The sequence below is a fragment of the Marinobacter sp. LQ44 genome (genome assembly GCF_001447155.2).
Lineage (GTDB): Bacteria > Pseudomonadota > Gammaproteobacteria > Pseudomonadales > Oleiphilaceae > Marinobacter.
The window spans coordinates 316452-330132 of record NZ_CP014754.1; the positions used below are offsets into that span (position 1 = coordinate 316452).

The following is a 13681-nucleotide window of genomic DNA, read 5'->3' on the forward strand; positions in this document are numbered from 1 at the left end:
ATGACAGACAGCACTCACGTCAGATCTCGGGTAACTCAAGGATGTCATTGAAACAGCACTTCAAGCAGTGGTCATGGTTATTCGGTATCGCCGGTTTCGGTGCGGTAGTTGCGGCAATTTTTGTGTTGCCGCAGTACTTGAAGCCAGATCTGGATACCGGCATCACTTATTATCCCACCGAAGGATGCGCGCCTTTTGACGGTCAGTGCATCGGGCAAAAGGGCAATCAAACCATCACCGTGGATCTGCGTGACGAGGTCATCGAATCGATGACAGAAATCCCCATTCGTGTGCGCCTAGACAACATGACGGGCGATTCCCTGATCGTGGATTTTGAAGGGCTTGAGATGTACATGGGCGTGATCCGCACCCAACTGGTTCCAAACGCCCAGGGTGTTTACCAGGGAACCATTACCCTGCCGGAGTGCGGTACTGGCAAGATGCTATGGCGGGCGCGTGCCATCATCGATAACGGCACGTCCAGGGAAGGCATCAAATTCGATTTTTGGGCAATTTGACGGAATCACCTAACTTGGGGGTCTAAATGCCTGATCTTGCAACCTGGGGCATCATGGCCGCCTTTATGGGCGGCCTGGTGTCCTTCTTTTCCCCGTGTACGCTGCCCCTGGTCCCTGGTTACCTGTCTGTGGTAACCGGCGGGGCGATCAATGACAGCGCCAATCGCCTGAAGGCGTTCTGGCTGAGCCTTTGCTTTGTGTTGGGTTTCAGTCTGGTGTTCGTGGCCCTCGGCGCGAGTGCGAGTCTGGTGGGTCAGTGGCTCATGGGCTACCGGCAGCAGGCCAACCTGGTTGCCGGCGTGCTCATTGTGCTGATGGGACTGTTCATGATGGGCTGGTGGAGTATGCCGGCCCTGCAACGGGACTGGCGCCTTGGGCAGGCCCTGGAAGGGGGGCGCCCGACGGCATCCTTCCTGCTGGGTGTGGCGTTTGCCATCGGCTGGACACCCTGCATAGGACCAATCCTGGGGGCCATACTGGCGCTCAGTTCTACTCACGCCAATGCCGAAGCCGGCATGTTGTACCTGGCGGTCTATTCACTGGGGCTGGCTGTGCCATTTCTGGTCACCGCCCTGTCGATCGAGCATTTCCGTAAGCGCGTGCGCTGGTTGAGCCGCTGGAGCCGTCACCTGCGGGTGCTCGCGGGTGTGGTGCTGGTTATCATGGGCGTGATGGTGATTACCGGTCAGATGACACGCTTTGCGTCCTGGATGTTATCGGCATTTCCCATGCTCGGAGAGCTAGGCTGAATGGAGATATGATGACTCGCGCGAAGGCACTGTGCCCTGGCTGGATTCTGGTCCTGATGTTCTGGTCCGTCAGTTTCTTTTTGCACTTCTTCTGGGAGATGATCCAGGTACCCTTTTTTGAAGGCATGACGGAAGCGCCTCACGGTGCTGTCATCTGGTTATGCACTCGGGCCGCCGTCGGCGATGCCAATATCGCGCTTTTTGCCTATGGGGTTGCAGCATTGGCGGTACGAAATCTGTTCTGGATACAAGGGCCCTGGCGGAGCCTCGCCCTGGGGAGTTTTCTGGCTGCGGGGTTGTTGGTCACCGTGCTGTTTGAAGCCTGGGCTACCGGTGCCGGCGAACGCTGGCAATACAGCGAATCAATGCCTGTATTGCCACTGCTTGGCACCGGGGTTACTCCGATATTACAGTGGGTATTGATTCCCCTGGTTTCGTTTTATTCCACGCGCTGGATGTACAGAGGATGGCTCAAAAAGGAACAATAACCTGCCTACAGGTTTCCTTCAGCTTTCCGCCATCGCTGTACAAACAACAGGCTGACGCCTGGACCAGCCAATCAAGCCGATGCCCGCTATGATCATTGGTAATGTCAGCAGCTGCCCCATGGTCATCCAACCAAAGGCCACAAATCCCAGCTGCGGGTCCGGAAGGCGGACAAACTCGACGGAGAAACGGAACGCGCCGTAGAGCAACAGAAATAAACCGGACGCAGCGCCATTTCGCCGGGGGTTACTGGTAAACCACCACAGCACCACAAACAAAACGACACCTTCCAGCGCCAACTGATACAAAGAAGACGGGTGCCGGGGTTCTGGCCCCATATGAGGAAAGGCCATGGCCCACGGCACCTCGCTGACTCTGCCCGGCAGTTCGTGGTTTATGAAATTACCCAGGCGCCCGGCACCCAGACCGATCGGAACCAGCGGCGCGATGAAGTCGGTAAGCCGAAGAAAACCCAGGCTGTACTTGCGCGCAAAGACAACAACGGCAACCAGCACCCCGGCAAAGCCACCATGAAAACTCATGCCGCCCTCCCAGATTCTGAACAGCCAGAGTGGGTTGGCCAACAACTTGTCGAAATCATAGAACAGCACGTAACCGAGCCGCCCGCCAAGTATTACGCCAACTGCACAGTAGAAAACCAGCGTTTCGATGGCGTCGTAACTCAACCCCAAGCGGTGAGCCCTTCGGCGCCCAAGCCACCAAGCTGCCAGAAAACCAACAAGATACATCAGGCCGTACCAATGAACTTGCAATGGCCCCAGAGAAATTGCCACGGGATTAATGTTTGGGTATGAAAGCATTCAACCTCTTCCTGGCGTGGTTACTAGTCCGCTACGCTAAGTATCGATGTGGCATTTTAGGTTTATCATCCCAAAATATATCGAATCTATACCTGCGAAAGGTTTTTCAATTATGAAATTAGCTTCGCGTGGATGCCTTTTTCCCGAGAAGTTGGCGTCAATCATCATAGCTCGACTGACGCCAAACATAATTTACTTAAAAATATTTATATTGGTTATCTTTCGTGATGGGAACGATTTATCGCGTTTTTAGTAGGTACATGCATTTTGGCATGAAAATTCTCATGTCTGACATGGATCTCATCGTGCATTTCATGCATTTTTATATGTTCCATTTTCAGCTCCGTTGTTCGACCTTCAGGGCTTTGTGCTTGAGCAGGGAAACTGCGAGCTTCATTGAACCTGTCGGCCAGCCCCCCCGCATTAGCGGTCATTGAGACTGTGAAAGCAAGGATTATGATTACAAATAATTTATTCATGTCGCGTCTCCATAAATTCGGATGGGTAATTCAGGCTGAATTCAGTTTCGAATGATTTAATGCATCTGTCAGTGGCTTTATTGATGTTCATCAAGCCCGGCCATTGTCTTCTTGAGTTAACTTTGCCACAGACACCTCTGTGGCTTTTTTTAATTCGCACTCGATAAAATAAATTTCGCTAATAAATTATTTTTTATAATCCTCAAGAAGGTGTCATCCTATTTAACTATATCCTGAATCCGTGACTTCAACGAGCTGAACTCACGCCCAAAGACTGCAATAACAAGGCTTAGAGCGATATAATAGCATCTGACACCCATTCACCCAGTTAGTGCTTTCGGCTCATGCGTACCTTCACTCTCCAGCAATCCCGAACCGAAGTCTATACACCCAACGGCGGGCTGGCCCTGGTCGGTCATTGCCTGAACCGGCATACATCGCTCACCAAAACCGCCCGCACCGTCGTCAAGCGGCACGGTATTCCGAACATTGAACTGATCCGGACCTATCTTGGCCTGATCACGCTGGGCAAGAGTGACTTCGAGGCGGTCGAGCCGGTTCGAACGGACCCATTTTTCAAATCTGCCCTGGGCATCAGGCAATCGCCATCGTCGGCCCGGTTGCGCCAGCGATTTGATGAAGACGCTCAAGGCCTGACACCCCTGCTGGACGATGCCAGCGTCGAGTTTCTTCAGTCCGTCGAAGCTCCGGTGTCACCTCTGGCGATGGGCCACGTTGCGCTGGATATGGATGTCTTTCCCATGGACAACAGCCAGACCCATAAGGAGGGTGTCAGCTACACCTACAAGGGCTACGACGGTTATGCACCGCTGGCCGCCTACCTGGGGCAGGAAGGCTGGTGCCTGGGTTGCGAGCTGCGCCCTGGCAGCCAGCACGCCAACAAGGGATTTCTCGATACCCTCAAACGGGTGTTACCCCGGGCTCGATCACTGACGGATAAGCCCATTTTGTTGCGCCTGGACAGCGCACACGATGCCCGTGCCAATCGCGATTTCCTGCGCGAGCAGGACCAGGTCGACTTCCTGATCAAGTGGAACCCTCGTAAAGAGAATCCGCTCGTCTGGGCGGACAAGGTCCAGGCCCGGAAAGCCTGGTCACTGGAGCGCGATGGCAAGATGGAAGCGGTTCTGTCGGAAGCGATTCCGGACGAGCCCGGTCTGCGCCGCATCGTGAAGGTCACCGTTCGTACCAGCGATGCCGAAGGCCAGCTGTATCTCGAACCGGAAGTCAGCCTCGAAGGCTGGGTGACCTCGTTGCCGGCCGAAGTAGCCGACGAGCAACACATCATGGCGCTGTACAGCGATCACGCCACCAGTGAGCAGTTCCACAGCGAGTTCAAGACCGACCTGGACCTGGAACGACTTCCGTCCGGGAAATTCGACACCAACAACCTGGTCATGGCCTTCGCGACGATGGGTTACAATGTGTTGCGCTGGATGGGTCTGCGACTGACCGGCCCGGATGCACCGGTTCGCCACCCGGCCAAGCGTCGCCGCCTGAGAACCGTGATGCAGGAAATCATGACCATGGCCTGCCGCCTGGTGCACAGCGGCCGGCAATGGATACTGAGATTTGGCCGACACTGTCCAGGCTTTACGGTTTACCGCGACCTTTATCGGGGCCTTGCTTCCTCTGGATAGGCCAACTCAACCACTGGAAAAAAAACAATCATCCCGGAATCCTCTGCCGGGACAGCCCGCTATTGCCTGAACGCTGCCTTCTGGTTGTTTATTGATCAACCCAGGGCCGTCGCCCCCTTCCGGCCTCAGCTTCCCGGCCCTCAAAAACCAGCATTTCACCAGATTCCCGTTCAAGTTGGCACTTGGGGCCACCTGACGGGTATGTTGGCAAGCGGAGTCACTGATTCAGGTATATTAGATCACGCAGAGCTGAAACTGACCTGAAATTCTCAAAAAACTAAACAAAGAGTTGATAGATTGCTGTGGTTTTTAATTGAACCAGCTTTCAATAACCTTTCGTTTTCGAAATGACGACAATCGACTTGCGTTTCAGGCATTAAAGGTCGTCCATTCGACCTATCTGACGGGCCAGACGCATAGATTCGTTCTTCTCCATCTCCAGGAGTGCTGCCAGCAACTCCCTGGCCTCCGGGATTTCCGCTTTCTCCCACAGCGTTTTGTACAGATCCATCACTTGCCCATGAAAATCCATAACCTCACGGTAGATCCCCTGAAAATCCAGTTTGGCATAGGGCTGGTCACAGGTGCGGTGGGTTTCTATCGGATTGTGTTTAAGGTAATCGTAGACCCGGGTCTCAAGCGTATTGCGGGCACTTTGGCGTTCAAACTCATCAACAATCCGGGCCAGCTCCGCTTCGTGAGCCGAGAGATACTCCAATAGCGCCTTTGTTCTCTCCTCTTCATTAGCCGTCGCACAATGCCCCAGACAACTTGCCAGGTTCTGGTGCAGGTCCCGGGTCCAGTCAATCAATTCACCGAACGTTCTGATGTCCATATTGATACCCTCTTCTGGCTCAGTGATCTATTAAAGTCGCTGTTTCAGATCCCGAAGGTTCGGGATAAAGCGCGGTGTGTTAGCGGCATACTGTCGCCACGTGTCTCCGAAGACCTTTTCGACCTCCTGCTCCTCATGAACGGACAACCGGGAATACATCCAGAGAAGCACCGGGAACATCGCCAACGTGAGCAGTGTCAGCCATTGGAGAAGAAACCCAAACATGATCGACACAAAGCCAATGTACTGGGGATGACGAACCCAGGCGTATAGCCCTGTCGTTGCCAGTTTGCCCTCTTTCTGGGCGGCATAGAGAGTTCGCCAGCCAGCCGCAATCAGATAGAATCCCCCGACAATGAAAGCCGTGCTCAGCAAATGAAACGGCCCGAAATGTGGAGAGCCCTGCCACCCGAACAGCATTTCCAGCAAATGCCCGCTGTTGTGGGAAAACCAGTCCACATCCGGATAGCGAGTCTGCAACCAGCCCGCCAGGAAATAGAGTGTCAACGGGAACCCGTACATTTCCGTGAACAGCGCGACGAGAAAAGCACTGAACGCCCCGAACGAGCGCCAGTCCCGCTTCGTTTGGGGTTTAAAAAAGCTGAATGCAAAAAAGATAAAGACAGCAGAGTTCAGAATAACGAGGCTCCAAAGCCCATAATCCGTCGCCTCGCTACTCACGGTCGTCGTCCTTTTGTTGGGCGTGTTGATGCGTGCCATGACCGCCATGCATAAAAATATGCATCAACGGGCAAATCAGGAGAATCAACCAGGGTAAGGCCCCGAGTATATGAACTTTATGCTCGCCCCAAAGGAGCACCAGGGCGATCACACCGAAGACAGATAAAGTGATCCAGTACCGACGATTAAATTCCATACCCATCGCTCCAATAATTGAAAGTCTTGGCTTTGGGGTCTGGCGACCTGCCAAAACACTTCTTCTTGGAGTTAATCACGGTGAGCTGAATTCAAGCTGAACGGTCTGGATACACCCTGTGTAACTTGATCGAGGTCAACTGATCACGATCTCAAACAACCGATGGCGCCGCCTCAGATACCTGCTATAACCTCGGACAGTGCCTCCCTGACCTTACCGGCAACCTGTTTCAGTTCGCTGTTTTCAATCGCCGTCATTGAAGCTACGGGATCTATCGCGCTGACTTCGATACCTTCAGACGTTTCCCGCAGAATGACATTGCACGGCAACATGGCCCCTACCCGGGGCTCTACACCAATGGCTTCCCACGCCATAGCAGGATTACACGCTCCAAGGATCCGGTACGCGGGCATTTCCTTGTCAAGCTTCTCCTTCATCGTGGCTTTGACATCAATTTCTGTCAGCACCCCAAAACCGTGATCTGTGAGGGACTGACGCGTTCTTTTGTCAACCTCGTCAAAATCAGCGTCTTCTATGATTCGATCAATCGTGTACCGCATAATCGTCTCCAACAAATCCAACGTTTATTACTTAGCGCCAAGCTTAATCACTCGCAGGCGCAGCGCATTCACGATCACGCTGACCGAAGACAGCGACATAGCCGCCGCCGCAAAAATCGGTGACAGCAGGATGCCGAAAAACGGGTATAGAACGCCGGCCGCTATCGGCACACCCGCAGAGTTATAGACAAAGGCAAAAAACAAGTTCTGCCGGATATTGCGCATAGTTGCCAGCGACAATCGACGTGCTTCCACAATGCCCATGAGATCGCCGCGCAACAGGGTGATGCCGGCGCTTTCGATGGCCACATCAGTGCCCGTGCCCATGGCTATGCCTACATCGGCGGTTGCCAGAGCCGGAGCGTCGTTCACCCCGTCACCAGCCATCACCACAACACGGCCCTCATCTTTCAGGCGCTGAACGATCTTGCCCTTATCCTCCGGAAGCACTTCCGCTTCCACTTCATCGATGTGCAATTTACGGGCAACCGCCTCGGCCGACGTCCGGTTGTCGCCGGTGAGCATGACGACTCGGATGCCGTCTTTCTGCAGTGCAGAAATAGCCGCTTCAGTGGTTTCTTTCACCGGATCAGCGATGGCAAGCAAACCGGCCACTTTGCCGTCTACGGCCGCGAAAATAACAGTCGCCCCATCCTGGCGGAGCTGGTCGGCTTCGCTTTCAAAGTCCGCGGTGTCCACATTTTCCGCTTCGATCAACAGCCGGTTTCCGAGCAATACCCGTCGTCCATCAATCCTGCCGGTGACGCCCTTCCCATTGGGTGAATCAAAATCTTCCGCGTCCGGTAGTTTCAAGCCCATGGTCTTTGCTTTATCGAGAATGGCGTGGGCCAGCGGATGCTCACTGCCCTTTTCCAGACCGCCGGCAAACCGCATGAGCTCATCCTCGCTGCCCCCCTCAGCTGTCACCAGTTTGATCACCTGAGGTTTGCCTTCAGTCAGCGTTCCCGTCTTGTCCACCACTACGGTGTCCACTTTCTCCATGCGCTCCAGTGCTTCGGCATCACGAATCAGCACACCGCTTTGAGCACCCCGCCCAACGCCGACCATAATCGACATGGGCGTTGCCAGCCCCAAAGCACAGGGGCAAGCAATAATCAGCACGCTCACCGCAGCAATCAGCCCGAACGCCATAGGCGGCGTGGGCCCGAAGAATGACCAGGCGATAATGGCGATCACGATCACCGCAGGCACAAAATAACCCGCCACCTTGTCGGCCAGGCCCTGAATGGGCGCGCGGCTGCGCTGGGCGCTCGCCACCATCTGCACAATCTGGGACAGCATGGTGTCACGGCCAACCTTGTCGGCCCGCATGATAAAGCTGCCCTGCTGGTTGATACTGCCGCCGATCACCTGGTCGCCGGATTTTTTGCTGACTGCCAAAGGCTCACCGGTCACCATGGATTCATCCACGTTGGAGCTGCCTTCAAGCACCTCGCCGTCCAACGGCACCTTGTCTCCCGGACGTACCCGCAAGCGGTCACCGACCTTGACCTGATCCAGCGATACATCGGACTCACGGCCATCATCGTCCAGTTTCCTGGCCGTTGCCGGCGCCAGATCTAACAGAGCCTTGATGGCCCCGGAGGTTTTCTCCCGGGCGCGCAATTCCAGCACCTGTCCAAGCAGCACCAGCACCACAATGACCGCTGCCGCCTCAAAGTACACTGCCACTGAGCCGTCGGCCTGCCGGAAAGCGCCCGGGAATACCTGGGGCGCAAGTGTGGCGACCAGGCTGTAGATCAGGGCCACGCCGGTACCAATGGCTATCAGCGTGAACATGTTCAGGTTACGGCTAACCACGGATTTCCAACCCCGGACGAAGAAGGGCCAACCGCACCAGAGCACCACAGGCGTTGCCAGCACCAGTTGAATCCAGTTGGACATCTGCGGGGCTATAATGTGATCGAGTCCGGTGAGGTGCCCACCCATCTCCAGTACCAGTACAGGCAGGGCCAGCACCAGGCCGATCCAGAATCGGCGGGTCATGTCTTTGAGTTCTTCCGAGGGCCCGTCGTCCAGGCTTACCTGCTCGGGCTCTAGGGCCATGCCGCAGATTGGGCAGTCCCCTGGCCCTTGCTGCCGAATCTCGGGGTGCATGGGACAGGTATACATAGTGCCCGGCGCTACCGGCTCTTGCTGTTTCTTTTCCCAATCGAGGTACTGCTCAGGGTCCTCGTCGAATTTCTACTATGAGCTACGGATCACCTTTGCCTGTTCCCCGACAGCGGAACCGCTTGTTGTTTTCCGAGGCGCTTTGACAACGATCACCAAGCCGACAATTGTGATTCCTATCCCGATCATCTCCAGTGATGTGAAAGTTTCGCCGAACAAAAGCATTCCGATAGCGAGACCGAAAACAGGCGTTAAAAAGGTAAACGAATTGAGGCTGTTCAAGGGCGCGCTGGCGAGCAAGGCATACCAGAGCACAACCATCATTGCCGTTGCCGGAATGGCCAGAACGAACATGGCAGTGGTAAATGACCAAGTCCAATCAATCTCGAAGCCCTCGCCCAAGGTCACAGATGCTATTCCCAGAAACACTGAACCTATGACAAGCTGAATGCCCATCGACCAATAGATATCATCACTGCCGGCCTGGTATTTAAGCAGCACGTTTCCAATGGCGGTTCCAATGGCACCACCAAGAACATAGACGGCCCCTGAAAATCTGGCGTTACCAAATTCCATCTCTGGCATCGCTAGCACCACAACACCAATAAAACCGATCAAAAGGCCTACAAACACACGCCCGGTCACAACCTCTCGGACGATAAAAAATGAAAGAACCGCCGCAAACAGCGGTTGCGCATTAGCCAGAACGGTTGCAAGTCCTGGCCCCAGTTTGCCAGCTCCTAAAAACATCCCTCCAAGCCCCATGCCCGTGTAACTGAAGCCAATTGCGGCCAGTATCAGGAGCTGGCGAAGTGAATAACTGGGCCGGCCACCTTTTGTAAAAGCCAGCAGAATCAGACAGAGCCCTGCCAGCAATGCGCGTAAAGCGGCAAAAAGCAAAGGTGGCGCGTCCGGCAACCCCACCACAATAAAAGGAAAGCAGATCGCCCAAAGAAAGGCGACAAGAACCATCCCAGCGACTGCACGTATCGAAAGTGATTGGTTCACCAACGGCTCCTTTATCTACCCATCAAATGAGTAGAGCTTTTGTTCAAGCTTGCCGCCCCAATCCGCGCAATCGCGGCAAAAACCTGGGAGTGTTGTCTGCATAGTGTCTCCAGGCTTCCCCGAACGTTTCTTCGGCTTCCCGTTCCTCACTGATCGATAACCGTGAATACATCCAGAGCAAAACCGGGAACATCGCCAGGGTTAACAGAGTCGGCCACTGCAGCAGGAAGCCAAACATTATCAAGACAAAGCCGACATACTGTGGATGCCGAACATACGAATAGAGACCTGTCGTAGCCAGCTTTCGCTCTTTTTGCGCCGCGTACAAGGTTCGCCACCCGGCGGCAATCAAGTAAAAACCTCCACCAATAAACACCGTACTCAACAAGTGGAAGGGGCCGAAATGGGGAGAACCCTGCCAACCAAAAAGCATTTCAAGCAGGTGCCCGCTATCGTGGGCAAGCCAATTTACATCGGGGTATTGAGTCTGAAGCCAACCGGATAGAAAATAGAGTGTCAACGGGAACCCATACATCTCAGTGAATAATGCCACGAGAAACGCGCTGAACGCGCCGAAGGATCGCCAGTCTCGTTGGGTCTGTGGCTTAAAAAAACTGAAAGCGAAGAAAATAAAGATCACCGAGTTAAGAACCACCAGCCCCCAAAGGCCGTAGTCGGACGAAGCATCAGTCATCGCGTTGGCCTCCGTTTTTGCCTTCTGGTTGATCGTGGTGGTTGTGGCCACCGTGACTCCCATGCCCTCCGTGCATAAACATATGAATAAACGGGCATGCAAGAAGGATTAACCACGGCAGAGCACCCAGAAGGTGAACCTTATGTTCGCCCCAGAGTAAAACCAAAGCGATAACCGCAAAAATTGCCAACGTAATCTTAAAACGCTTATCCATATAGAATCCCTTTGGGAAAAGCTTATCAGTGGGGCTTACTGGCTAGTAAGCCTCAAGCGATATTTGGTGACCTATCCCGTCCAAAGAAACGTCATCGATAATTTCCAGAGAGCCCGGATCAAGCACCCAGAGCCTGGCTTCGGCCCGACTGGTGATTAATAGGCTGCCATCGACGGGAGAGACCGCCAGGTGGTAAGGGGCCGGCGCCAGAGGCATGCTGTCGCGGGTTCCGCTGGCCAGCTCGATACGGACAACTTGGTTGCCGCCCTCGCTGGTCGCATAAAGTATCTGGCCATCTGTGCTTAGTCCCACGCCGTGGGGTTGCGGCCCAACATCGTATCTTGCCAGCACCTCACCTCTGGAAAGCCCAAGGACAGCGACTTCCCCCGAGGCCCCGTCATTCACATACACCCTCTCGTTGTCAGGGGAAAGCACCATGTGCTCAGGCCCACCGCCGACGCGAAGATTACGCTTGACGAACCAGTGCCGAGTATCCACTTCGCTGACGGTCCCGTTACCAGTATTGCTGACCAGTAAAGACTGACCGTCATCGGTCGCCACTACGTAGTTTGGCGCCGGGCCCGTGGCCAGGGTTTCAACAAGCTGTCCGGACTCCAGGTCAACCACACTGATCCCACCGCCCATAGGATGAGTGGAGACAGCGAATCGACCGTCAGGGGTCACCAGCACATGGTGCACGGGCCCTGGCACCTCTACAGTGCGAGTAATCGCGCTCTTGGCGGTATCCACAACGTAGATCCGGCCGGTATTGGCGTCTTCCGGAGCCGCGGTAGCTTCACCACCGTGGTGGGCCGCGTGCTCGTCCTCCGTCACGCCCTCCGGGCGACTGATCGGCTCTTCGCTGTCGTGCGCGGTCAGACTGCCAGCAACCAGATAGTGACCATCCGGAGTCAGGGCCGAGCCATGGGTGTTGATTGTCCCCATAATCGACGGCATTACCTGACGACTTCTCAGATCAATAATGCCAACAGAATCAGCTGTCCCCATGGGTACAAACGCTCGACGGCCATCTGCAATTGCAATAGTCGATAAACCTATCAAAGCGGTGATCGCGAATCCGGTAAACCACCCTTTTTTTGATCTATATTTCATAGTTCTGCCGCCTGAATCATCGTGTAGTACCAGTCTGCTACCTATCGGGAGAGTCTAAGATGGGTAGAGAGAGCCAACTTACCTAGCGATAGTTCAACACGCGGAACTGAAACAGACCTGAAAACAGATCTGAAGTATGAATCTATTTGACGTAGATCACACATGGGAGATAGGTTTTTTTGAATTTCAAGTATGCGATTACAATCAGTGAAACTCTCGACCAACGGACTCCTGATGCCCGAACCTATCCACAAAAACCAACGATTAGCCGACAGTCGAGCCTACAAGCTCAATCGCCATTGCTACTGCATCACTCTCGACCGTAAAGCGCTCAACAAGAGCCTCAGAAGCATTCTTATCGATGCTGGAAGTGGACCGTCAGAGTTCGCCGAGTTCGACCAGCTTTTTTCAAACACACCGATTTTTGTTCCCAGATCCGACATAGCTGCGATGGAAAGGATCGTCCAAGCGATCGAATCGGCCACCGAACTTCCGTCGTTTCGTGAACGAGTTCTGTCCTGGGCACCAAAAATCGCACAGTTCAATCCGGGCCCCATTGGGGCATTCATGGGTTACGACTTTCACCTGGGTCCCGACGGCCCCCGGCTGATAGAGATCAACACCAATGCCGGAGGTGCCTTCCTGAACGTTGTGCTGGCGAGAGCCCAGCATCGCTGCTGTAACCCATCTCAACAGACCGCAGTAACCCGTAGCGAGCTCGACGGATTCGAGGATGCAGTGTTGACGATGTTCAAACAGGAGTGGCAAAGACAGCATGCCACTTCGGTACCCAACTGCCTGGCGATAGTTGATGATGCCCCGAAGACCCAGTTTATGTTTCCCGAATTCCAGTTGGCCCAACAACTTTTCCAGACCAAAGGAATTGAGACGTTGATACTCGATCCCTCAGAGCTTGTGTATGCCGATGGGCGACTGACAGCCCGTGGTAAGCCCATTTGTATGGTTTACAACAGGCTGGTGGACTTTTCACTGGACGCCACGGCTCATGCGGCATTAAGACGTGCGTATCTGGACGGCGCCGTGGTTGTAACTCCCAACCCCCGAGTTCATGCCATTCTGGCCGATAAGCGAAACCTGACCTTGTTGTCAGCCCCGCAGACTCTACTCGACTGGGGACTGAGCTTAGCGGATGCGGGCTGCCTGGAAGACGCCGTGCCGAAGACCCGGCTGGTTTCGAGTGAAGATGCTGCGGCGTTGTGGAGCGCTCGGCGCCAATTGTTTTTTAAGCCGGTTGCAGGTCACGGCAGCAAGGGTGTCTACCGGGGCGACAAGATGACCCGGCGTGTTTTCGAAAACATTCTGGATGGCGGCTATATCGCACAAGATCTCGTCCCCGCTGGAGAACGAACTCTACGAATTGACGATGCGGTGACCACCAGAAAGGTCGACATTCGCCTGTATACCTACGCCGGCAAAAGTCTGCTGGTTGCCGCGAGGATATATCAGGGCCAGACAACCAACTTTCGCACGCCAGGAGGCGGGTTTGCACCGGTCTTCCAAGTGTGACTATTC

Annotated in this window: 16 protein-coding genes; 5 read left to right on the plus strand and 11 right to left on the minus strand. The window is 54.4% G+C overall.

What is annotated here, in order from left to right; all coding sequences use genetic code 11:
- Positions 1-41 precede the first annotated feature (41 nt).
- The 3 genes from ASQ50_RS01505 to ASQ50_RS01515 are packed head-to-tail and all read left to right on the plus strand — an operon-like array spanning position 42 to position 1755.
- Complete coding sequence (locus ASQ50_RS01505) at positions 42-518, plus strand: hypothetical protein (protein ID WP_058089854.1); 477 nt, start codon at positions 42-44, stop codon at positions 516-518.
- A gap of 26 nt (positions 519-544) precedes the next feature.
- Entirely contained in the window at positions 545-1267 is a 723-nt protein-coding gene (locus tag ASQ50_RS01510; protein ID WP_058089855.1) for a cytochrome c biogenesis CcdA family protein, read from the plus strand.
- Positions 1268-1323: 56 nt separating this feature from the next.
- Complete coding sequence (locus tag ASQ50_RS01515; RefSeq protein ID WP_058089888.1) at positions 1324-1755, plus strand: hypothetical protein; 432 nt, start codon at positions 1324-1326, stop codon at positions 1753-1755.
- A gap of 18 nt (positions 1756-1773) precedes the next feature.
- Here the strand turns inward: ASQ50_RS01515 and lgt are convergent, their stop codons facing one another.
- On the minus strand, positions 1774-2574 hold the full coding sequence (gene lgt, locus ASQ50_RS01520) for a prolipoprotein diacylglyceryl transferase (RefSeq protein ID WP_058089856.1): 801 nt from the start codon (positions 2572-2574) through the stop codon (positions 1774-1776).
- A 215-nt stretch (positions 2575-2789) separates the two neighbouring features.
- The gene (locus ASQ50_RS01525) at positions 2790-3053 is read right to left on the minus strand and encodes a hypothetical protein (RefSeq protein WP_058089857.1); all 264 of its coding nucleotides are present in this window, start codon (positions 3051-3053) and stop codon (positions 2790-2792) included.
- Positions 3054-3397: 344 nt separating this feature from the next.
- Between ASQ50_RS01525 and ASQ50_RS01530 the strand changes: the two genes are divergently transcribed.
- A complete protein-coding gene (locus ASQ50_RS01530) occupies positions 3398-4714 on the plus strand; it encodes an IS1380 family transposase (protein WP_058089858.1) in 1317 nt (438 codons plus the stop codon).
- A 376-nt stretch (positions 4715-5090) separates the two neighbouring features.
- Here ASQ50_RS01530 and ASQ50_RS01535 read toward each other — a convergent pair whose 3' ends face one another.
- The 9 genes from ASQ50_RS01535 to ASQ50_RS01570 form a co-directional block, all read right to left on the minus strand.
- Positions 5091-5549, minus strand: coding sequence for a hypothetical protein (locus tag ASQ50_RS01535; protein ID WP_058089859.1), 459 nt, complete (start codon positions 5547-5549; stop codon positions 5091-5093).
- Between the two features lie 30 nt (positions 5550-5579).
- Positions 5580-6230: a methyltransferase family protein gene (locus tag ASQ50_RS01540; RefSeq protein WP_227513238.1), complete on the minus strand. Its 651-nt coding sequence runs from the start codon at positions 6228-6230 to the stop codon at positions 5580-5582.
- Complete coding sequence (locus tag ASQ50_RS01545) at positions 6223-6426, minus strand: DUF2933 domain-containing protein (RefSeq protein ID WP_230715835.1); 204 nt, start codon at positions 6424-6426, stop codon at positions 6223-6225. The genes ASQ50_RS01540 and ASQ50_RS01545 overlap by 8 nt, the downstream gene beginning before the upstream one ends.
- 173 nt (positions 6427-6599) lie before the next feature.
- Positions 6600-6986, minus strand: a complete 387-nt coding sequence (locus ASQ50_RS01550; protein ID WP_058089861.1) for a DUF302 domain-containing protein — start codon at positions 6984-6986, stop codon at positions 6600-6602.
- Between the two features lie 27 nt (positions 6987-7013).
- Positions 7014-9104, minus strand: a complete 2091-nt coding sequence (locus ASQ50_RS01555; protein WP_413772117.1) for a copper-transporting P-type ATPase — start codon at positions 9102-9104, stop codon at positions 7014-7016.
- Between the two features lie 90 nt (positions 9105-9194).
- Positions 9195-10127 (minus strand): DMT family transporter, encoded by a 933-nt coding sequence (locus tag ASQ50_RS01560; RefSeq protein WP_082888424.1) that lies wholly within the window; start codon positions 10125-10127, stop codon positions 9195-9197.
- Positions 10128-10170: 43 nt separating this feature from the next.
- Positions 10171-10821: a methyltransferase family protein gene (locus ASQ50_RS01565; protein WP_058091979.1), complete on the minus strand. Its 651-nt coding sequence runs from the start codon at positions 10819-10821 to the stop codon at positions 10171-10173.
- Positions 10814-11035 carry a DUF2933 domain-containing protein gene (locus ASQ50_RS20325; protein ID WP_076657107.1) on the minus strand — a complete coding sequence of 74 codons (222 nt, stop codon included), beginning with the start codon at positions 11033-11035 and terminating at the stop codon, positions 10814-10816. Before ASQ50_RS20325 ends, ASQ50_RS01565 begins: the two co-directional genes overlap by 8 nt.
- A gap of 42 nt (positions 11036-11077) precedes the next feature.
- Positions 11078-12043 (minus strand): YncE family protein, encoded by a 966-nt coding sequence (locus ASQ50_RS01570; protein WP_227513239.1) that lies wholly within the window; start codon positions 12041-12043, stop codon positions 11078-11080.
- A 339-nt stretch (positions 12044-12382) separates the two neighbouring features.
- On the opposite strand from ASQ50_RS01570, the gene ASQ50_RS01575 reads away from it, so the two are divergent.
- Entirely contained in the window at positions 12383-13675 is a 1293-nt protein-coding gene (locus ASQ50_RS01575) for a hypothetical protein (protein WP_058091976.1), read from the plus strand.
- Positions 13676-13681: the final 6 nt, after the last annotated feature.